Genomic DNA, 19,917 nt, shown 5'->3' with positions numbered 1-19,917 from the left:
GGGTCTCAGGAGGGAGTTCTTCTCACCTGCGCGGGGGAGAGGAGCGCTTCGGCTCCCTCCGGCGAGGGAGCGACAAGACCGGTCTCGTACGCGCAGATGACTGCCTGGATGCGGTCGCGCAGCCCCAGTTTGGCGAGCACATTGCCCACATGGGTCTTCACCGTGTGCTCGCTGACGACCAGTGCCGCCGCGATCTCCGCGTTCGACAGACCGCGGGCCAGATGCAGCAGCGTCTCGCGCTCGCGGGCGGTCAGTACATCGAGCCGTTCGCAGGAGACGGCGCCGCCGACGGGGCGGGAGGTGTAGTCGGCGATCAGCCGACGGGCCACCGAGGGGGCGAGGAGGGAGTCACCGGCCGCCACCACCCGTACCGCGTGCACCAGATCGTCCCTGCGGACATCCTTGAGCAGAAAGCCGCTCGCGCCGGCGTGCAGAGCCTCGTAGACGTACTCGTCGGAGTCGAACGTGGTGAGCATGACCGTCCGGCAGCCGGTCTCCGCGCTGATGGTGCGGCAGGCCTCGATCCCGTCCATGACCGGCATCCGGATGTCCAGCAGGGCGACTTTGGGCTTCAGTCGGCGCACCGCCTCGACCGCCTGCGCACCGTCACCGGCCTCCGCGACGACCTCGATGTCCGGCTGTGCGTCCAGGATCATCGCGAAGCCGCTGCGTACCAGCTCCTGGTCGTCGGCCACCATCACGCGAATCGTCAACTGCCCACCTCCGCCTGTGACGTTACTACGGGCAGGGTGACCTCCACCCGGAACCCCCGGCCGTCCGGGCCGGGTCCGGTGCGGGCCGTTCCGCCGTGGGCGGCCGCCCGTTCGGCGATGCCCACCAGGCCGAGTCCGGCGCCGGTCCCCGTGCCGGGACCGCGCCCGTCGTCGACGATGCGGACGACCAGCTCGCCGGGGCCGTAGACCAGCCGCACGGACACCGTCCGGGCGGCGGCGTGCCTGACCACGTTCGTCAGGGCCTCCTGCACGATCCGGTGGACCGCGGCCTCGGTGTCCAGCGCCAACGGCCGGGCCGGGCCCATGACCTCGAAGGAGACCTCCAGGCCACTGCCGCGGACCCGCTCGACGAGGCCGGGCAGCGCGGCCAGTGCGGGCTGGGGCGCGCGCGGTGACTCCGGGTCCGCCTCCCTCTCGCGCAGCACGCCGAGCATCCGGCGCAGCTGCACCATCGCGTCCCGGCCCGTCTCCGAGATCGCCTCGAACGCCGCCTCCGCGCGCTCCGGCGCCGTACGGACCGCCACCGGACCTGCCTCCGCCTGCACGATCATCAGGCTCACCGCGTGGGACAGTATGTCGTGCATCTCCCGTGCGATCCGCGCCCGTTCACGGGCCGCGGCCTGTTCCGCCTCTATCCGGTGCGTCAGCTCCAGCTGCCTGGCCCGGTCCTCCACGGCCCGGGTGTACGCCTGCCGGGTGTGGGTGAACCGGCCGAAGGCGTACGCCGCGGTGAAGACGATGAGCGAGAACACCAGCTCACGCGCCTCACCCGTGTTGAACGCGGTCGACGGGAAGACCACGGCGAGGGTCAGGGCTCCGAGGACCTGGCGCCTGGGCGACGGCGAGAGCGCCGCCACGGTGTAGAGGGCGACCAGGCCCGTGTACGGCAGGGTCTGTCCGGGGCCGTCGACGGCGAGCCCGTACAGCGCCTGGGCCGCGAAGACGGCGAGGAGCACGCGCACCGGCGCCCGGCGCCGCCACACCAGCGGCAACACGGCGAGAGTGGTCAGCAGATACGCCGTCGCCGTCGCCGGCTCCAGACGGGGATCCCGGGGGACGACCCACGGCATCGACACCGCGGCCTGCACCAGCAGTGCCACCCCGATGTCCGTCGCCCAGGGGCCGGTGCTCCACAGTTCCCGGGCGCGCGCCCACACCCCCCGTATGTCCATTACGGCTTCCGCGCCACCGCGCCGAACTGGGCGACCTTCACCGCACCGGGCTCGGCGCGCCAGCGTGCGCACGACACGATGCCCGGCTCCACGAGTTCGAGCCCTGTCAGGAACGCGGCGAACTCGGCGCGGCTGCGCGCGGTGATCGGCGGGGTGGCGTTCTCGTTCCAGAACCGCATCGCCGCCTCGTTGCCCTCGCCGCCCAGTTCCAGCGTGGGGTGGGTGAGCACCAGATGGCTGCCGGACGGCATCGCGTCCATCAGCGTCCGGACGATGCGCTGCGCCTCGTCCGTGTCGAGGACGAAGTTGAGGATGCCGAGCAGCATGACCGCGACCGGCTTCTTCAGGTCCAGCGTCGGTTCGACGGCCCGCAGGATCCGCTCCGGGTGGTGGGCGTCCGCGTCGATGTACTCGGTCGCGCCCTCTGGTGAGCTGGCGAGCAGCGCGCGGGCGTGCGTCAGCACGATCGGGTCGTTGTCGACGTACACGATGCGGGAGGCGGGGGCGGTGTGCTGGGCGACCTCGTGCGTGTTGTCGGCGGTCGGCAGGCCGGTGCCTATGTCGAGGAACTGGCCGATCCCCGCCTCACCGGCGAGATACCGGACGGCCCGTCCCAGGAACGCCCGGTCGGCGCGCGCCACTTCGCCGATGCTCGGATACATGCCGGTGACCTGGTCGCCGACGGCGCGATCCACGGGGTGGTTGTCCTTGCCGCCGAGCCAGTAGTTCCAGACCCGCGCGTTGTGGGCGATGTCCGAACGGATGCGGTCGTCGAGAGGGGTGGTGCGGGCTTCGGTCACGTCCTTGCTCCTCTGGCTCCGGGCCTGGCATCACGGCGGATGCGGCGCTTTCCATAATGCTGGACCGATCAAGTGGAGCCGGTGGCCGTGGAGTTGGTGAGGACTCTCTGCAGGGCGTCGATCCGGTTGGTGGTGATCGAGTCAACCCCCTGCCGGACGAGGCGGCGCATGGTGCGCTTGGTGTCGGCCGTCCAGGCGGAGACCAGCAGTCCGTCCCGGTGGAGACGGTCCGTCAGCTCCCTGTCCACCAGGCCGAACCGGTAGTTCAGCCACCTCGGCCTCACCGCGTCGAGCAGCGCGGCGCGTGGTGGTGCGAGTGTCGTCCAGGTCAGGGCGATCTCCGCGGACGGATCGGCGGCGCGCACCCGCAGCATGGCATCCGGGCCCGCGCAGTAGTACGCCCGCTCACCGGCCCCGCACTCGCGCACCACGCCGACGATCCTGCGTACCGAATCATCGGTGGAGCCGGGCAGATCGACCATGACGCGGTGCGTCCCGGCGGCGAGCAGCGCGTCGCGCAATGTGGGCACACCGCCCGCGGTCAGCTCGGTGAGCTCCTTGTGGGTCAGTCGGTCGAGACGCACGTCATGGCCCCACAGCCGCTCCAGCGTGGAGTCGTGCAGCAGGACCGGTACACCGTCGCGGGTGACTCGCGCATCGACCTCGACCGCGTCCGCCCCCCGTTCGAGGGCGGAGCGGATCGAGGGCAGCGTGTTCTCGCGGACACGGTATGGATCGCCGCGATGGGCTACGGCGGTGACAGTGGTGGCCATGGGGCCATTGTGGCCACCGGGGTCAGCGGCCGGTGCGCTCCAGCCAGTTCGTCGTGTACGTGTCGATCTCGGCGGCCAGCGTCCGCTTGCCGGCCGCGTCGAGGTACGACGCCTCGACCGCGTTCTTCGCCAGCGCCGCGAGACCCCGCTCGTCCAGACCGAGGAGACGGGCGGCCACCCCGTACTCGTTGTTGAGGTCCGTGCCGAACATCGGCGGGTCGTCGCTGTTGATGGTGACCAGGACGCCCGCCTGCACCATCTCCCTGACCGGGTGCTGCTCGATGTCGGCCACCGCGCGGGTCGCGATGTTCGAGGTCGGGCAGACCTCCAGCGGGATGCGGTGCTCGGCGAGGTGGGCCAGCAGCTTCGGGTCATGGACGGAGTTGGTGCCGTGACCGATGCGTTCGGCGCGCAGATGGGTCAGCGCGTCCCAGACGGTCTGCGGCCCGGTGGTCTCCCCGGCGTGCGGCACGGAGTGCAGGCCCTCGGCGATCGCCCGGTCGAAGTAGGGCTTGAACTGCGGGCGCTCCACGCCGACCTCCGGGCCGCCGAGCCCGAACGAGACGAGGCCCTCGGGACGGAGGTCCACGGCGAGCCTGGTGGTCTCCTCGGCTGCTTCGAGTCCGGCCTCGCCGGGTATGTCGAAGCACCAGCGCAGAACGACCCCGAGCTCGGCCTCGGCGGCCTTGCGGGCGTCCTCTATCGCCTCCATGAACCCCTGCTCCGGGATGCCGCGCCGGGTCGAGCTGAACGGGGTGACGGTCAGCTCCGCGTAACGGATGTTCTGCCGGGCCATGTCACGGGCGACCTCGAAGGTCAGCAGCCGGACGTCCTCCGGGGTGCGGATCAGGTCCACGACGGAGAGATACACGTCGATGAAGTGGCTGAAGTCCGTGAACGTGAAGTAGTCGGCCAGTGCCTCGGGGTCGGTGGGGACCTTGGAGTCGGGGTGGTGCGCGGCCAGCTCGGCGACGATACGGGGAGAGGCGGACCCGACATGGTGGACATGCAGTTCCGCCTTGGGCAGCCCCGCGATGAAGGGGTGCAGATCGGTCATCGGATACTCCGGGGGCGTGGGACGGTTCGGGTGCCGGGCGCGGTCGGCCGGGCAGGGGACGGGCATCATCGTAGGCCGGGTCCTGCCGGACGGTGGTGGGCCGTAGCATGACGGGATCACGATGGGGGAGGCCCATGTCAGACAACACAGAGCAGCCCGCGGGCGGGGCCGCGCCGCGCGATCCGTGGGCTCCGCCGGACAGCAGGGTGCCGCTGGAGAAGCCGGCCGGTGATCCCCGGCCGCCTGCTGTGCACAATCAGCCGACGGTGACCTCGATGCCGGGTGTGGCGGACGGTCCCGCGCCGGCCACGGGACCGGGGTTCGGCGCGGGAGGGCAGACCGGGCCGGTGTCCGGTTCCGGGGCCGGGTTCGGCCCCGGGGAGGTACCGCCGCCGCCGATCGCACCGAACGGACCGGGTCAGCAGGTCCCGCCGGCCGCGGGGCAGTTCGGCTACCCTGCCGCGCCGGCCCCGCAGTACGGCAGCTACCCGGGGTACGCCGGCTACAACCAGGCACCCTGGGGCGGAACCACGCCGTCCAACGGCATGGGTACGGCGGCCATGGTGCTCGGCATCCTGGCCATCTGCCTGTTCTGCATCTACGGGATACCCAGCCTGATCCTGGGCGCACTCGCCCTGATCTTCGGCATCCTGGGACGCAAGCGGGCGCAGCGCGGCGAGGCGACCAACAGCGGTCAGGCGCTCGCCGGGATCATCATGGGGTCCATCGGCATCGTTATCGGTGTGGCGATCATCAGCTTCTTCATCTGGCTGTTCGTCACCCACGCCGATGAATTCGACGACAACTCGTACAACGACGACCCGTACTCCACGTCTCTGGTCGTCGACATCGCTCGATAGCCGACGTCGAGCGCCGGTGCCGGATCCCTTGCGGTGCCGGTGCCGTATCCCACCCGATGGCCGGGCGGGCCGGACTCCGGCCCGCCCGGCCATCGGTCATCCCGGCCGCCTCATGGAGCGCGCAGTTCCGCCCGCGCGTCCATCAGCGCGAACCCCAGCAGATTCAGCCCCCGCCAGGTCGCCGGATTCTCCGCACGCGGGTCGTCCGCCGCCAGCCCGATGCCCCAGATCCGGTCCATCGGGCTCGCCTCGACCAGCACCCGGTCCCCGGTGTTCAGCAGGTACTCCCGCAGCTCCGGGGCCTGGGCGAACTTGTGGACGCTGCCGGCCACCACCAGTGCGTACCGCTCGCGCTCCCACACCGCCTCGTCGAAACCGCGGACCAGCCGGCCCACCTTCTTCGCCTGGGCCGGGCTCTTCGCCGACACCGCCTTGGCCTCCGACTCCGCGTCGCCGAAGAGCCGCGCCTTGGCGGCCATCATCCAGTGCTCGGCCGACGCATACGTCACCCCGTCGACCGTGAAGGGGGCCGGCCACCACTGACTGAGACAGCTCGCACCGATGCTGCCGTCGGGCCGTGGGCGGTGCCCCCAGAAGTGCAGATACTTCACCTTCTCGCCGCGCCCGGTCCGAGCCAGGAGATCGTGCATGTGTTCCATGGCACGCGAGTCTGGCATCCGCCACTGACACTCCGTACGGGGAATTCCGCAACGACGCGACACATGGTCGACAGATTTCGTCGCGTAACCAAAAGGCAACAACGGAATCACTTGTTGGGGTTGATCCGCTCTGTCAGGATCGGCACTCAAATCTAGTAGAGGCTACGCCGCCCCACATTCCGGGGACTGCGGCGGAGGAGAGCGTCATGGGCAACGGCATCCAGGTGCGGGACCGCTTCGCGGACGGCGCACAATTCATCGGCGGAAAGCTGCGGTCCGGTACATCGGGACGTCATCACGAGGTGGTGAACCCGGCGACGGGCGAGACCGTCTACACCTACGAACTGGCGGGCACCGCCGATGTCGACGCGGCCGTCGCCGCCGCACGCGAGGCGTTCCCCGGCTGGTCGGGTGCGACTCCGGCGGAGCGGTCCGAGGCGATGCACCGCTTCGCCGCCGTCCTCGCCGAGCAGGCCGACGACTTCGCCTACGTCGAGTCCCTCCAGTGCGGCAAGCCGATCAAGCTCTCCACCGAGTTCGATGTGCCCGGCACCGTCGACAACACCTTCTTCTTCGCGGGTGCCGCCCGCCATCTGGAGGGCAAGTCGGCCGCCGAGTACGACGGCGACCACACCTCCTACGTACGCCGTGAGGCGATCGGCGTCGTCGGTTCCATCGCGCCCTGGAACTACCCGCTCCAGATGGCCGCCTGGAAGATCCTCCCGGCCATCGCCGCGGGAAACACGATCGTGCTGAAGCCCGCAGAGATCACTCCGCTCACCTCGCTGATGTTCGCCCAGGCGGCCACCGTGGCAGGCATCCCGGACGGCGTGATCAACATCGTCACCGGGGCGGGCAAGGAGGCCGGCGAGCATCTCGTCGGCCACCCGGACGTCGTCATGACCTCATTCACCGGCTCCACCGCCGTCGGCAAGCGGGTCGCCGAGATCGCCACCTCCACCGTCAAGCGCCTCCACCTCGAACTCGGCGGCAAGGCTCCCTTCGTGGTCTTCGACGACGCCGACCTCGAAGCCGCGGTCCACGGCGCGGTCGCCGGAGCGCTCATCAACACCGGCCAGGACTGCACCGCCGCCACCCGCGCCTATGTCCAGCGCCCGCTTTACGACGCCTTCGTGCAGGGCGTCGCCGAGCTGATGGAAACCGTCCGGCTCGGCGACCCCTTCGACCCGTCGACCGACCTCGGCCCGCTGATCAGCCACGCCCAGCGGGACCGGGTCGCCGGATTCGTCGAGCGAGCCCGCGCCTACGCCACCGTCGTGACCGGCGGCGAGGCCCCCGGCGGCGAACTGGCGGCCGGTGCCTACTACCGGCCGACCCTGGTCGCCGGTGCCGCCCAGGACAGCGAGATCGTCCAGTCGGAGATCTTCGGCCCGGTCCTGGTCGTGCTGCCCTTCGACACCGACGACGAGGGCATCCGCCTCGCCAACGACACCCCGTACGGACTCGCCGCCTCCGCCTGGAGCCGCGACCTGTACCGGGCGAACCGCGCCACCCGCGAGATCAAGGCGGGCTGCGTCTGGATCAACGACCACATTCCGATCATCAGCGAGATGCCGCACGGCGGATACAAGGCCAGCGGCTTCGGCAAGGACATGTCGGCGTACTCCTTCGAGGAGTACACGCAGGTCAAGCACGTCATGTACGACAACACCGCGGTCGCCCGGAAGGACTGGCACCGCACGATCTTCGGAGACCGATAGCCCGGCCGACCCCGGCCACACACACCCGAAAGGGCAACGCGCATGGAGCAGTACGAGCCCGAGCGTCTCTCCGCGGCCCAACTGGCCGCGATACGACGCAGTCTGACCGGCGGCCGGGGCGCCCTGACCCGCCGATCGCTGCTGCGCGCCTCCGGCATGGGGGCGCTCGCGATCGGCGGTCTCGGCACGCTGAGCGCGTGCGGCATCCCGCCGGCAAAGCGGGAGGGGGACGCCGCGGCGGCTTCCGACGACCACTCGGCGAAGGAGAAGCAGGTCAACTTCTCCAACTGGACCGAGTACATGGACGTCACCGACGACGGCAAGCACCGGCCCACCCTGGAGGCGTTCACGGAGCGCACCGGGATCAAGGTCAAGTACACCGAGGACATCAACGACAACGTCGAGTTCTTCGGCAAGATCAAGCCGCAGCTCGCGGCCGGCCAGGACACCGGCCGCGACATCATCTGTGTCACCGACTGGCTCGCCGCCCGCATCGTCCGACTCGGCTGGGCGCAGAAGCTCGACCCCTCGCACCTGCCGCACGCCTACGCGAACCTGTCGGCGCAGTTCCGCTCCCCGGACTGGGACCCCGGCCGCGCCTACTCGTACCCGTGGGCGGGCATCCCCGCCGTCATCGCCTACAACTCCAAGGCGACCGGGGGCCGCAAGGTCGATTCCGTCAGCCAGCTGCTCGACGACCCGAAGCTCAAGGGACGGGTCAGCTTCCTCTCGGAGATGCGCGACTCCATCGGTCTGACCCTGCTCGACATGGGCAAGGACCTCGGCACATTCACCGACGCCGACTACGACGCCGCGATCGGCCGGCTCCAGAAGGGCGTCGACAAGAACCAGATCCGGCGGTTCACCGGCAACGACTACACGGCCGACCTCGACAAGGGTGACATCGCCGCCTGTGTCGCCTGGGCCGGTGACATCATTCAGCTCCAAGCCGGAAACCCGGACATCAAGTACGCCGTCCCGGCCGCCGGATACGTCATATCCAGCGACAACCTGCTCGTCCCGGTGAAGGCCAGACACAAGACCAACGCCGAGAAGCTCATCGACTACTACTACGAGCCGACGGTCGCCGCCCAGCTCGCCGCGTACATCAACTTCGTCTGTCCGGTCGACGGAGTCCGCGACGAACTGGCGAAGATCGACAAGGCGATGGCCGACAACGTCCTGATCCTTCCGGACAAGGAGATGGCGGCCAAGTCGCACGCCTTCCGCTCCCTGACGGCCGAGGAAGAGACGGCGTACGAGGAGAAGTTCGCCAAGCTCATCGGTGCCTGACCGCCGCGCATTTCCCTTTCCCCGATCTCCCCTGACACCAATGGGACCGCGATCCATGACACAGCAGCAGACAGGCGGCGACGTCCGCCTCACCGGGATCAGCAAGACGTACGGCTCCTTCGCCGCCGTCAAGCCGCTCGATCTGACCGTCCCGCAGGGCTCCTTCTTCGCGCTGCTCGGCGCGTCCGGCTGCGGCAAGACCACCACCCTGCGGATGATCGCGGGCCTGGAGGAGGCGACCACCGGCACCGTGTCGCTCGGCGGCCGGGACATCACCGACCTGCCCCCGTACAAGCGGCCCGTCAACACGGTCTTCCAGAGCTATGCGCTCTTCCCGCACCTCGACATCACCGAGAACGTCGCCTTCGGTCTGCGCCGGCGCGGCATCAAGTCGGTGAAGAAGCAGGTCGACGAGATGCTGGAGCTCGTCCAGCTCGGCGACTTCGCCAAGCGCAAGCCGCACCAGCTCTCCGGCGGCCAGCAACAGCGCGTCGCCGTCGCCCGCGCCCTGATCAACCACCCGCAGGTGCTCCTCCTCGACGAGCCGCTCGGCGCCCTCGACCTCAAGCTGCGCCGCCAGATGCAGCTGGAGCTCAAGCGCATCCAGACCGAGGTCGGCATCACGTTCATCCATGTCACCCACGACCAGGAAGAGGCCATGACCATGGCCGACACCGTCGCGGTGATGAACGGGGGCCGGGTCGAGCAGCTCGGCGCCCCCGCCGATCTGTACGAGAACCCGAAGACGACCTTCGTCGCCAACTTCCTCGGCACGTCCAACCTCATCGAGGGCGAGATCGTCTCCGCGGGCACGGACATCGTCGTGGCGGCCGGCGGCGGAAAGCTGCGGCTGCCCACCGAGCGGTGTTCGGCCCCGACCGCCAACGGCGGCAAGCTGCTCCTCGGCGTACGCCCGGAGAAGATCTCGCTCGCGCACGCCGACGACGCGGACGCGATAGCCGACGGCCGCAACCGGGTCACCGGCCGGATCGTCGACTCCAGCTTCATCGGAGTGTCCACGCAGTACGTGGTGGAGAGCCCGGCCGGCAAGGCGCTGCAGGTGTACGAGCAGAATATCGAGCGTGACATCCGGCTCGCCCCCGGCGCCGAGGTCGTCCTGCACTGGAACCCGGCCCACACTTTCGGCTTGGACGCTGCCCAGGACATCGACGCCGGTGTGGAGACGGTGGAGGACGCGGCGTGACCGTCACCAAGGAGGCGCCACCCGCGCCCATCACGGAGCTGAAGGTGCGCAAAGCCTCCACGCGCAAGCGCCTCGTCCCCTACTGGCTGCTGCTCCCCGGCATCCTTTGGCTGGTCGTCTTCTTCGCGCTGCCGCTGGTCTACCAGGCATCGACCTCCGTACAGACGGGATCCCTGGAGAAGGGATTCGAGGTCACCTGGCACTTTCAGACCTACTGGGACGCGCTGAAGGACTACTACCCGCAGTTCATCCGGTCCCTGCTGTACGCGGGCACCGCCACGCTCCTGTGCCTGCTGCTCGGCTACCCGCTCGCGTATCTCATCGCGTTCAAGGCCGGCCGCTGGCGCAATGTCGTCCTCGTCCTGGTGATCGCGCCGTTCTTCACCAGCTTCCTGATCCGTACGCTCGCCTGGAAGACGATCCTCGCCGACGGCGGCGCGGTCGTCGACGTACTGAACACACTGCACATCCTGGACGTCACCAGCTGGCTCGGCTGGACCGAGTCCAACCGAGTGCTGGCCACGCCGATGGCGGTGGTCTGCGGTCTCACGTACAATTTCCTGCCGTTCATGATCCTGCCGCTCTACACCTCGCTGGAGCGGATCGACGGCAGGCTGCACGAGGCGGCCGGCGATCTGTACGCCACCCCCGCCACCACCTTCCGCAAGGTGACCTTCCCGCTCTCCATGCCGGGTGTCGTCTCCGGAACACTGCTGACCTTCATCCCGGCCAGCGGTGACTACGTCAACGCGGAACTGCTGGGCTCCACCGACACCAAGATGGTCGGCAGCGTCATCCAGACCCAGTTCCTGCGCGTCCTCGACTATCCGACGGCGGCCGCGCTCTCCTTCATCCTCATGGCGGTCGTCCTGATCATGGTCACCGTCTACATCCGCCGCTCCGGGACGGAGGACCTGGTCTGATGCCCGTACTGCGCTGGATTCGCCGGAACCTGATCGTCATCGCGGGTCTGCTGACCCTCGCCTACATGATCCTTCCGAACGTCGTCGTGATGGTGTTCTCGTTCAACAAACCGAACGGGCGCTTCAACTACGCCTGGCAGCGGTTCTCGCTGGACGCCTGGAAGGACCCCTGTGGTGTCGCCGACATGTGCGGCTCGCTCTCGCTCTCCCTCCAGATCGCCACGTGGGCGACGATCGGTGCGACCGTCCTGGGCACGATGATCTCCTTCGCCCTGGTCCGCTACCGCTTCCGGGCGCGCGGCGCGATCAACTCGCTGATCTTCCTGCCGATGGCGATGCCCGAGGTCGTCATGGCCGCCTCGCTGCTCACGCTCTTCCTCAACATGGGCGCACAGCTGGGCTTCTGGACGATCCTGATCGCGCACATCATGTTCTGCCTGAGCTTCGTCGTGACGGCTGTCAAGGCGCGTGTGATGTCGATGGACCCGCGGCTGGAGGAGGCGGCCCGCGATCTGTACGCGGGACCTGTGCAGACCTTCCTGCGGGTGACGCTGCCGATCGCCGCCCCCGGAATCGCGGCGGGAGCGCTGCTCGCCTTCGCGCTCTCCTTCGACGATTTCATCATCACCAATTTCAACGCGGGCTCCACCGTGACCTTCCCCATGTTCGTCTGGGGATCGGCACAGCGCGGCACGCCCGTGCAGATCAACGTCATCGGTACGGCGATGTTCATCATTGCTGTGCTGGTGGTTGTCGCCGGCCAGCTGATCGCGAACCGGCGGAAGAACAACGCACGATAGAAAGCCACGAAGGAGTTGGAAACCATGGCCCCGGTTGCCATGCGTACTGCTGCACAATCACTCTCCGACGCCAAGCCGGTCTCGTTCTGGCTGGACGACCCCGGCAGGCCCGACGCACTGCCCGCGCTCACCGGTGACGAGCACTGCGATCTCCTCGTCATCGGCGGCGGCTACAGCGGACTGTGGACCGCGCTCATCGCCAAGGAACGCGACCCGGAGCGGGACGTCGTACTGATCGAGGGGCACGAGGTGGGCTGGGCCGCCTCGGGCCGCAACGGCGGATTCTGCGCCGCCTCCCTCACCCATGGCCTGCCCAACGGCCTGGAGCGCTGGCCGGACGAGATCAGGAAGCTGGAGGAACTGGGCGAGCGGAACCTCGACGCCATCGAGGCCGCCGTCGCCCGCTACTCCATCGACTGCGAATTCGAGCGCACCGGCGAAATCGATGTCGCCACCGAACCCCACCAGCTCGCAGAACTTCAGGAATGGCACCAGGAGGCCGAGAAGCTCGGCTTCACGGGGGTGGAATTCCTGGACCGGGACGCGCTGCGCGCCGAGGTCGACTCGCCCACGTTCCTGGGCGGGCTCTGGGACCGGCGCGGGGTCGCCATGCTGCATCCCGCCAAGCTGGCCTGGGGCCTGAAGCGGGCCTGTCTCGACCTCGGGGTGCGGATGTACGAGCACACCCGGGGCCTCGAACTGGCCAGGTCCACCACCGGAATGGCGGTCCGCACGCCGTACGGGAGGGTCTTCGCACGCCGTGTCGCCCTCGGTACGAACATCTTCCCTTCGCTGGTCAAGCGGGTACGGCCGTACACCGTGCCGGTCTACGACTACGCGCTGATGACCGAGCCGCTCACCGCCGACCAGCTCGCCTCGATCGGCTGGAAGAACCGGCAGGGACTGGGCGACAGCGCCAATCAGTTCCACTACTTCCGGATGTCGGCCGACAACCGGATTCTGTGGGGCGGCTATGACGCGATCTATCCGTACGGGGGCCGGCTGAGCGCCGATCTCGATCAGCGACCGGAGACCTTCCTCAAGCTCGCGGGCCAGTTCTTCGACTGTTTCCCGCAGCTGGCCGGGGTCCGTTTCAGCCATGCCTGGGGCGGGGCGATCGACACCTGTTCCCGCTTTTCCGCATTCTTCGGTACGGCCCATCAGGGCCGTGTCGCCTATGCCGCCGGATATACCGGACTCGGCGTCGGAGCCACCCGGTTCGGGGCCGATGTGATGCTCGATCTGCTGGCGGGCGAACAGAATGAGCGGACCGCTCTGGAAATGGTCCGCAGCAAGCCGATGCCGTTCCCGCCGGAGCCCTTCGCCTGGGCCGGGATCGAGCTCACCAAGCGGTCCCTGGCCAGGGCGGACAGCAATGGCGGGCATCGCAACCTGTGGCTGCGGACGATGGACCGGCTGGGGCTCGGCTTCGACAGCTGAGCAGGGCGGACCCCCGCCCCCGGGGGCGGGGGTCCAGTTCACTGCCAGCCGGTAGCCCGAACCCGCGTAACGGATCGGCGCCACCCCTCTCTTCCGTGTGGACGCACCGGCAACGCATGGCCGGTGCACACGGAATGGAGGCCGGTCATGGCCGGCACGGTGGTCGGAGCAGCAGTCGAGTGGCTCGCATCGGTGGCACCGGAGCCGGACGCCTGCCGGTGGGAGTGGGAGCGCAATCCCCAGGGGGGTGCGCTCCTTCCCGCCGGCCGGCGCTGGGACGTACTGATTCTTCCGGGGGAGCTGGGCTGTCCCACGCTTGATGTGCTCACCCGTCTCATCGACCGCCCCGGGCCGGTTCTCTCCGATTTCGGCGATGCCCGCATGGGCTTCGTCGTGCGGCCGGGCACCGTCACCCGCTGGGTCGGCACCGGTGTACGGGGAGTGGGGCGGGGGACCTGGACAGTCGTGCCGCACCCGGGGCGGGGGCCGCGGGCGGGGCGCGCCGGCTGATCCCGCCGGACGGTTCGGGAACGCTCACCGACGCGACACTTCTGGAGCTTGCGATACATGAGGCGGCGGCGGGGAGGGCCGAGAGCGGCGGGGACTGACGGGGAGCGGCGGGCAGCTGAGGCCGAGCGGCAGGAGCAGCAGCCCGCACAGGAACCAGCTGCCCAGCACATCCAGCGGCCAGTGATAGCCGCGCAGCACCAGACCGATGCCCGCCGCCACTGTCAGCAGGGCAGCGGCGACGGGCATCATCCATGCCCGCCTCGTGTACCGCGCGGTCAGCAGCGCCGCGGCGCCGTACGCCACCATCGCCGTCGCCGCATGGCCGGACGGATAGTAGCCGGTGGCGTCGGTCAGCGGTCCAGGGCGGGCGATCCACTCCTTCAGCGGGACGACCAGCAGAGGCACCGCTGCCATGGTGAGCGCCGCGTACAACGGGGCACGGCGGGCGCCGCGCACCAGAGCCCAGACGATCGCGCAACCCAGCACCGGGAGTGCGAGCTGCATATTGCCGAGATCGGCGAGGAATTCGGTCAGCCGGGCGGGGCCGTGTCCCACGACGGCCCGGCCGGTCCGCTCGTCCAGCGAGCGCAATGGACCGTCGGCTGCGACCTGCCAGGTGGTGAGCGCGAACAGCGCCAGGAGGGACGACACCAGAGAAATGAAAAGAGCCGGCCGCCCGGGAACAGGGGGGGTGGTTCCGGGGCGGCCGGTCGGATCGGTTTGCCGCGCGCCCCGGGGGGTTTGGGGCGAGCGGCCATCCGATCGGTGAGGAGTTCCGGAGCCAGAGGCTCCAGTGGTGTGCGCGAAGGCACAGCCAGGACGGTGCTGGGGAAGCTCCGGCCCGGCGTCGCCGGCAGTCCCCTGCGGGCGGGGTGTTTCTCTCATCTGCAGAAACCGTACGTCAGCCGATGGCGGACCGACAGATGGAAACGGATCCCGCCATCGGCCCCGCACACCTTCTTCACCTCCCGCCCCCGGCGAAGCCAGGTGATTCGAACAAGTCTCCCATTTGTCGCTGGAGCCGGTGAGGGCCGAGGGAGCGGCGGTCATGTAGGTGGTGGTCGTACTGCGGTCCGGTGTCATGAAGCTGGTGGTTCAGGTGAAGCTGCTGCCGACGCCCGAGCAAGCGTCGGCGCTCGAGGCGACTCTGTCGCGCTACCGGCGATGGCAGGCCCGCAAACGCGCCGAACTCCAGGCCAGGAGCACCGCTCCGCCACCCGCCGCCTCGCCCACCGCGCGCAGAAGGAGAAGCGTCATGCCACGCAGATGAACCACACCATCGGCAAGGAGACCGTGTCCGTCGCGCAACGCACCGGTCGCGGGATCGCCGTCGAGGACCTCGGCGGCATCCGCGAGCGGGTACGGCTACGCCGCGACGAGGGGGTGCCCCCTGCTCGAGTGAAGCCGAGAGCTTGGGGGAGGGGCACGCTCTCCTCCTGGCCTTTCCACCAGCTCGGCCGGCACCTCGCGTACAAGGCCCGCCGAGCCGGTGTGCCATTCCTTGACGTGGATGCGGCCTACACCTCGCAACGCTGTCCGCGCTGCGGGCACACCGGTCGGGCCAACCGGCCCGACCGGGACACTTTCAGTGTCGTCGGTGCGGGCTCGCCGATGTCGTCGCCGGGGTCAATGTGCGTGATCGCGCACGCTCGGCGTGGGTGTTCGTCACCGCACCCGCACCCTCCCCCTGACCTTCGTCCGGGGGAGGGTGCGGGTGCGACCCGTGACCGTTCCGTCATAGGGGGCAGTCGGGAGCGCGGCAAGGTGTGGACGACCGAGTACATACACACTCGGCCGTTCACGGCCGGGAAGGTGACAGGCCTTCACGCGGCCCATCCCGGCGAAAACGCCTTCCGTCACCGCCGGGGTTCGTACAGATCAGATCTGGCCGAAAGCCTGCTCGATGACGTCGAGAGCCTCGGTCAGCAGGTCCTCGCCGATCACCAGCGGCGGCAGGAAGCGCAGGACGTTGCCGTACGTGCCACAGGTCAGGACCAGCACGCCCTCCGCGTGGCAGGCCTTGGCGAGCTTCGCGGCGGCCTCCGGGTTCGGGTCCTTCGTGCCGGACTTCACCAGCTCGATCGCGATCATCGCACCGCGGCCGCGGATGTCACCGATGACATCGCCGTTCGGCAGCTTCGCCTGCATCTCGGCGAGGCGGCCCTTCATGACCTCCTCGATGCGCTTCGCCTTACCGTTCAGGTCCAGCTCGCGCATTGTCTCGATGGCACCGAGCGCGCCCGCGCAGGCCACCGGGTTTCCGCCGTAGGTGCCACCGAGGCCACCGGCGTGGGCGGCGTCCATGATCTCGGCGCGGCCGGTCACGGCAGAGAGCGGCAGACCGCCCGCGATGCCCTTGGCGGTGGTGATCAGGTCGGGGACGATGCCCTCGTCCTCGCAGGCGAACCACTGGCCGGTACGGCAGAAGCCGGACTGGATCTCGTCGGCGACGAAGACGATGCCGTTGTCCTTGGCGAACTGCGCGATCGCCGGGAGGAAGCCCTTGGCCGGCTCGATGAAGCCGCCCTCGCCGAGCACCGGCTCGATGATGATCGCGGCGACGTTGTCCGCGCCGATCTGCTTGGTGATCTGGTCGATGGCCTGGGCGGACGCCTCGGCGCCGGCGTTCTCGGCACCGGTCGGCCAGCGGTAGCCGTACGCCACCGGCACCCGGTAGACCTCGGGTGCGAACGGGCCGAAGCCCTGCTTGTACGGCATGTTCTTGGCGGTCAGCGCCATCGTGAGGTTGGTGCGGCCGTGGTAGCCGTGGTCGAAGACGACGACCGCGGTGCGCTTGGTGTACGCGCGGGCGATCTTCACGGCGTTCTCGACGGCCTCGGCGCCCGAGTTGAACAGCGCGGACTTCTTGTCGTGGTCGCCCGGCGTCAGCTCGGCGAGCTGCTCACAGACCTCGACGTACCCCTCGTACGGCGTGACCATGAAACAGGTGTGGGTGAAGTCGGCGAGCTGCGCGGACGCACGGCGTACGACGGCCTCGGCGGAGGCGCCGACCGACGTCACGGCGATACCGGAACCGAGGTCGATCAGACGGTTGCCGTCCACGTCCTCGATGATCCCGCCACCGGCGCGGGCGGTGAACACCGGCAGGGTGGAGCCCACACCTGCGGCCACCGTCGCGAGACGGCGGGCCTGCAGCTCCACCGACTTCGGGCCGGGAATGGCAGTGACGACGCGGCGCTCCTGCGGAATTGCGGTCATGAGGGGCTCCTGTGGGGTGTTTCGGACGCTTCTCTTTCTGCAGGCTATGGGCGAGGCCCGGGGTCCGGCATGTTCCGTTCGGGAGTGATGGCCGGACGCGGTTGTCCTCCACGGACATAGCGACGGGGTGCGGGGGCCGGGCTGCGGCGGTGCACGGGCGGGACGAAGGGCCCCGGGGCACGGGCGAAGACTTCCCGCCGGACCGCGTCTGACGGGGTGGTACGGGGCACTAGATTGATGACCTCGGGCGCCTGCGCCCGGAGTTACCGGTCGGCGCTGGTCAGGGGACGAGGGACAGCACATGGACACCGAGGGCACGTACGACTCACGCGGCACCCGCTCCGGCCATCCGGTGCCGCGCCCGGCCGGCCCGCCACCGCCCGGACTGCCGCCCAGGCCGGGCTACGCCCCCGCCTCGGGCCCCTCCCTCGGGGACTGGCTCCGCACCCCGAGGCCCGCCGCGGAACCCGGTGTCTGGCGGCTCGGCCATGCCCCCCGGCCCGCCGAGGAGAAGGAGCTCACCCCGGACCGCACGCTGGTGAGCGGCGCGGTGATCTCGCTGCTGGCCTGCATCCTCGTCTGGTCGCTCTGGCGCAACAACTACATCCCGTACTGGCGGGTTCCGCTGAAGCTCTTCACCCCCGGCGACTGGTGGGGGCCGTTCGGCGACGAGCCACAGACCCGGGGCGCGGTACGTGCGCTCGACATCTACCGTCTGCTGATCACCGGGGGCCTTGTCTACGGATTCGGCCGGCTGGGCAACTGGCCCGCCGCCTTCGAGCGGTGCGTCGCCGCCAAGGGGGCCGCCGCACGGGCGGGCGGTGCGGCGATCGGTGCGCTGCTGGTCTGGATCCTCGTCTGGAACGGGACAGTGCCGGGGATGGGGCTGGCCTTCGGCCTGGTCCCCGGCTCCTGGCTCGGCCCCGACCAGCCGATGTCCCCGGTGATCAGCTACGGGCTGTACATCGTGCTCACCCTGGTGATCGTGTGGCCTTTCGCCAAGCTGGGGCGCTGGACCGAGATGTGGCGCCGCGGCCGGTCCCCGCAACAGGCACCGGGCCGGGACGGGCGCGACCCGGCGAAGCCGCACACGCCCGGCGGTGCGGACGCCATCGTCGAAGGCAGCGAGGAGGACCCGGCCGAGTGGCCCGATCTGCGCGCCGCCGGACAGCACCAGGCCGCCGCCGCGCTCGCCAGGGAAACCAGGTCCGGACGGATGAACGATGTCGACTACGCCCGCATCCGCCGCGCCTGGACATCCGTGCGCGCCGACCACTCCAGGCTCTCCGCCTTCACCGACACCGTGCTGCGCAACGGCTCCGCCGCCTGTACCCATCCCTCCGGCGCACGTGACCTCCCGGTCCGCGCCGCCCGGCACGATCTGCTGGTCCAGCAGGTCAGGCTCGGCACTGTCGAGGACGGCGAGCGCAACCCGTACGCCCGCCGCGGCAGCGGCATCGCCCTCGATCCCGGGCTGCTGGGCACGTCCCTGCTCGCCGTCGGCCCGCCCGGCGCGGGCAAGAGCCGGGCACTGATCCGGCCCGTCGTCGAATCCCTCGCACTGCAGGCGCTCGCCGGACAGGCCGCCGTCGTCGCCGTGTGCGCCGCCGGTACCCAGCTCGGCGGCGACCAGGGGTTCGACGTCGTCATCAAGGTCGGCGACCCGTCATCCGTGCACGATCTCGATCTGTACGGTGGCACCACCGACCCCGACGAGGCCGCGACCGTCCTCGCCGACGGCCTGGTCGGTGACCTTCCCGAGGTGGACAGCAGACGCGCCGCCACGGCCCTGGCCCAGCTCCTCGGCCCCTTCCGGGCCGCCCACGGCCGTTTCCCCTCCGTACCGGAGCTGCGGGAACTCCTGGACGGTGTGCCCGGTGCCCTCGCCGCTCTGCGGGAGACGCTCGACGCGACGGGGCACCCCGGCATGCAGCGCGAGCTCGACGGCCGCGCCCGCCAGTCCGGTGCGCCCGGCGATCCGGGCCCGGCTCTCGCCGATCGCGTCGCCCTGCTCGACCGGCCCGCCTTCACCGAGTTCTTCGACACCACGGGCAAGGCCCGCCCCTTCTCGCTGCGCGCCCTGGAACACCCGCTCCGGGTCCGTATCGATCTACCCGAACGCGGCCACGCCGAGGCGTCCCGGGTACTGGCACGTCTGGTACTCGCCCAGTTCACCGCGAGCGCCGCGGCCCGTACCGACCGTTCCCTCTTCGCCTGTCTGGTCCTCGACGACGCGACCCACACCCTGACCCCCGACACCGTCCGCGGAATCCAGCGGCTGCGCTCCGCGCACGCCGGGGCCGTACTCACCCTGCGCACCCTCGACGACGTACCGGAGCAACTGCACACGGCGCTGCTCGGTGCGGTCGGCTGCCGGATGGCGTTCTCCGGCATCACGACGTGGGACGGGAAGAAGTTCGCCGAGGCCTGGGGAACGGAGTGGGTCGAGACCCGCGACGTCACCCAGCGCACCGTCTTCGCCGACCAGCCGATGACCCGGGCCATCCACGCCTTCCGCAAACTGGTCACCGGCAAGGCGGTCACCACGGACGCGGTGACCGTGCGCCAGGTCGAGCGGGAACGCTGGTCGGCCTCCGAACTGGCCCACCGGGTACCCGCCGGACACGCGGTGCTGTCCCTGACGACCGTACGGGGGGAGCACGCGCCGCCCCTGCTGGTGGATCTGAACGGCTGAGTGGTACGCAGAGTGGTCCGCGGCGCCGGAGCGGTTACGGCGGACCCTGCCGCCCTG

Annotated in this window: 17 protein-coding genes and 2 pseudogenes; 11 read left to right on the top strand and 8 right to left on the bottom strand. The window is 69.8% G+C overall.

The window, feature by feature from the left end:
• Window positions 1–5: 5 nt before the first annotated feature.
• The 5 genes from ACZ7IB_RS34955 to ACZ7IB_RS34935 form a co-directional block, all read right to left on the bottom strand.
• On the bottom strand, window positions 6–713 hold the full coding sequence (locus ACZ7IB_RS34955; RefSeq protein WP_470918154.1) for a response regulator transcription factor: 708 nt from the start codon (window positions 711–713) through the stop codon (window positions 6–8).
• A complete protein-coding gene (locus tag ACZ7IB_RS34950) occupies window positions 710–1,906 on the bottom strand; it encodes a sensor histidine kinase (protein ID WP_470918152.1) in 1,197 nt (398 codons plus the stop codon). The genes ACZ7IB_RS34955 and ACZ7IB_RS34950 overlap by 4 nt, the downstream gene beginning before the upstream one ends.
• The gene (locus ACZ7IB_RS34945; protein ID WP_470918150.1) at window positions 1,906–2,706 is read right to left on the bottom strand and encodes an SAM-dependent methyltransferase; all 801 of its coding nucleotides are present in this window, start codon (window positions 2,704–2,706) and stop codon (window positions 1,906–1,908) included. The genes ACZ7IB_RS34950 and ACZ7IB_RS34945 overlap by 1 nt, the downstream gene beginning before the upstream one ends.
• Before the next feature lie 68 nt (window positions 2,707–2,774).
• Window positions 2,775–3,479: a glycerophosphodiester phosphodiesterase gene (locus ACZ7IB_RS34940; protein ID WP_470918148.1), complete on the bottom strand. Its 705-nt coding sequence runs from the start codon at window positions 3,477–3,479 to the stop codon at window positions 2,775–2,777.
• Between the two features lie 22 nt (window positions 3,480–3,501).
• Window positions 3,502–4,536 carry an adenosine deaminase gene (locus tag ACZ7IB_RS34935; protein WP_470918146.1) on the bottom strand — a complete coding sequence of 345 codons (1,035 nt, stop codon included), beginning with the start codon at window positions 4,534–4,536 and terminating at the stop codon, window positions 3,502–3,504.
• 134 nt (window positions 4,537–4,670) lie between these two features.
• Between ACZ7IB_RS34935 and ACZ7IB_RS34930 the strand changes: the two genes are divergently transcribed.
• The gene (locus ACZ7IB_RS34930) at window positions 4,671–5,396 is read left to right on the top strand and encodes a DUF4190 domain-containing protein (protein ID WP_470918145.1); all 726 of its coding nucleotides are present in this window, start codon (window positions 4,671–4,673) and stop codon (window positions 5,394–5,396) included.
• Between the two features lie 110 nt (window positions 5,397–5,506).
• On the opposite strand, the gene ACZ7IB_RS34925 is transcribed toward ACZ7IB_RS34930, so the two are convergent.
• Window positions 5,507–6,046, bottom strand: coding sequence for an NADAR family protein (locus ACZ7IB_RS34925; RefSeq protein ID WP_470918143.1), 540 nt, complete (start codon window positions 6,044–6,046; stop codon window positions 5,507–5,509).
• Between the two features lie 215 nt (window positions 6,047–6,261).
• Between ACZ7IB_RS34925 and ACZ7IB_RS34920 the strand changes: the two genes are divergently transcribed.
• From ACZ7IB_RS34920 to ACZ7IB_RS34890, 7 genes and pseudogenes are all read left to right on the top strand, one after another.
• The gene (locus tag ACZ7IB_RS34920) at window positions 6,262–7,776 is read left to right on the top strand and encodes a gamma-aminobutyraldehyde dehydrogenase (protein ID WP_470918141.1); all 1,515 of its coding nucleotides are present in this window, start codon (window positions 6,262–6,264) and stop codon (window positions 7,774–7,776) included.
• Between the two features lie 42 nt (window positions 7,777–7,818).
• On the top strand, window positions 7,819–9,069 hold the full coding sequence (locus tag ACZ7IB_RS34915) for a polyamine ABC transporter substrate-binding protein (RefSeq protein WP_470918139.1): 1,251 nt from the start codon (window positions 7,819–7,821) through the stop codon (window positions 9,067–9,069).
• A 55-nt stretch (window positions 9,070–9,124) separates the two neighbouring features.
• Window positions 9,125–10,273 carry an ABC transporter ATP-binding protein gene (locus ACZ7IB_RS34910; RefSeq protein ID WP_470918138.1) on the top strand — a complete coding sequence of 383 codons (1,149 nt, stop codon included), beginning with the start codon at window positions 9,125–9,127 and terminating at the stop codon, window positions 10,271–10,273.
• A complete protein-coding gene (locus ACZ7IB_RS34905; protein ID WP_470918136.1) occupies window positions 10,270–11,196 on the top strand; it encodes an ABC transporter permease in 927 nt (308 codons plus the stop codon). The genes ACZ7IB_RS34910 and ACZ7IB_RS34905 overlap by 4 nt, the downstream gene beginning before the upstream one ends.
• Entirely contained in the window at window positions 11,196–11,996 is an 801-nt protein-coding gene (locus ACZ7IB_RS34900) for an ABC transporter permease (RefSeq protein ID WP_470918134.1), read from the top strand. The genes ACZ7IB_RS34905 and ACZ7IB_RS34900 overlap by 1 nt, the downstream gene beginning before the upstream one ends.
• Window positions 11,997–12,020: 24 nt before the next feature.
• Window positions 12,021–13,436, top strand: coding sequence for an NAD(P)/FAD-dependent oxidoreductase (locus ACZ7IB_RS34895; RefSeq protein ID WP_470918132.1), 1,416 nt, complete (start codon window positions 12,021–12,023; stop codon window positions 13,434–13,436).
• A 147-nt stretch (window positions 13,437–13,583) separates the two neighbouring features.
• A pseudogene (locus ACZ7IB_RS34890) lies at window positions 13,584–14,044 on the top strand (hypothetical protein).
• On the opposite strand, the gene ACZ7IB_RS34885 reads toward ACZ7IB_RS34890, so the two are convergent.
• Window positions 13,971–14,831: a phosphatase PAP2 family protein gene (locus tag ACZ7IB_RS34885; protein WP_470918130.1), complete on the bottom strand. Its 861-nt coding sequence runs from the start codon at window positions 14,829–14,831 to the stop codon at window positions 13,971–13,973. The pseudogene ACZ7IB_RS34890 and the gene ACZ7IB_RS34885 overlap by 74 nt on opposite strands.
• Window positions 14,832–15,000: 169 nt before the next feature.
• On the opposite strand from ACZ7IB_RS34885, the gene ACZ7IB_RS34880 reads away from it, so the two are divergent.
• Together ACZ7IB_RS34880 and ACZ7IB_RS34875 are read left to right on the top strand one after the other, a co-directional pair.
• Window positions 15,001–15,216, top strand: a complete 216-nt coding sequence (locus ACZ7IB_RS34880; RefSeq protein ID WP_470918129.1) for a hypothetical protein — start codon at window positions 15,001–15,003, stop codon at window positions 15,214–15,216.
• A pseudogene (locus ACZ7IB_RS34875) lies at window positions 15,213–15,458 on the top strand (hypothetical protein); the annotation flags it as partial. The gene ACZ7IB_RS34880 and the pseudogene ACZ7IB_RS34875, both read left to right, overlap by 4 nt.
• 366 nt (window positions 15,459–15,824) lie before the next feature.
• Here ACZ7IB_RS34875 and gabT read toward each other — a convergent pair.
• Window positions 15,825–17,165, bottom strand: coding sequence for a 4-aminobutyrate--2-oxoglutarate transaminase (gabT, locus tag ACZ7IB_RS34870; protein WP_470918127.1), 1,341 nt, complete (start codon window positions 17,163–17,165; stop codon window positions 15,825–15,827).
• A gap of 301 nt (window positions 17,166–17,466) precedes the next feature.
• Here gabT and ACZ7IB_RS34865 point away from each other — a divergent pair, with 301 nt between their 5' ends.
• On the top strand, window positions 17,467–19,860 hold the full coding sequence (locus ACZ7IB_RS34865) for a type IV secretory system conjugative DNA transfer family protein (RefSeq protein ID WP_470918125.1): 2,394 nt from the start codon (window positions 17,467–17,469) through the stop codon (window positions 19,858–19,860).
• The last annotated feature ends 57 nt before the right edge of the window (window positions 19,861–19,917 follow it).

The organism is Streptomyces sp. NPDC037301 (genome assembly GCF_055602785.1).
Note: the sequence above shows the minus strand (reverse complement) of the source record. Positions and strands in the feature narration are given on the sequence as shown.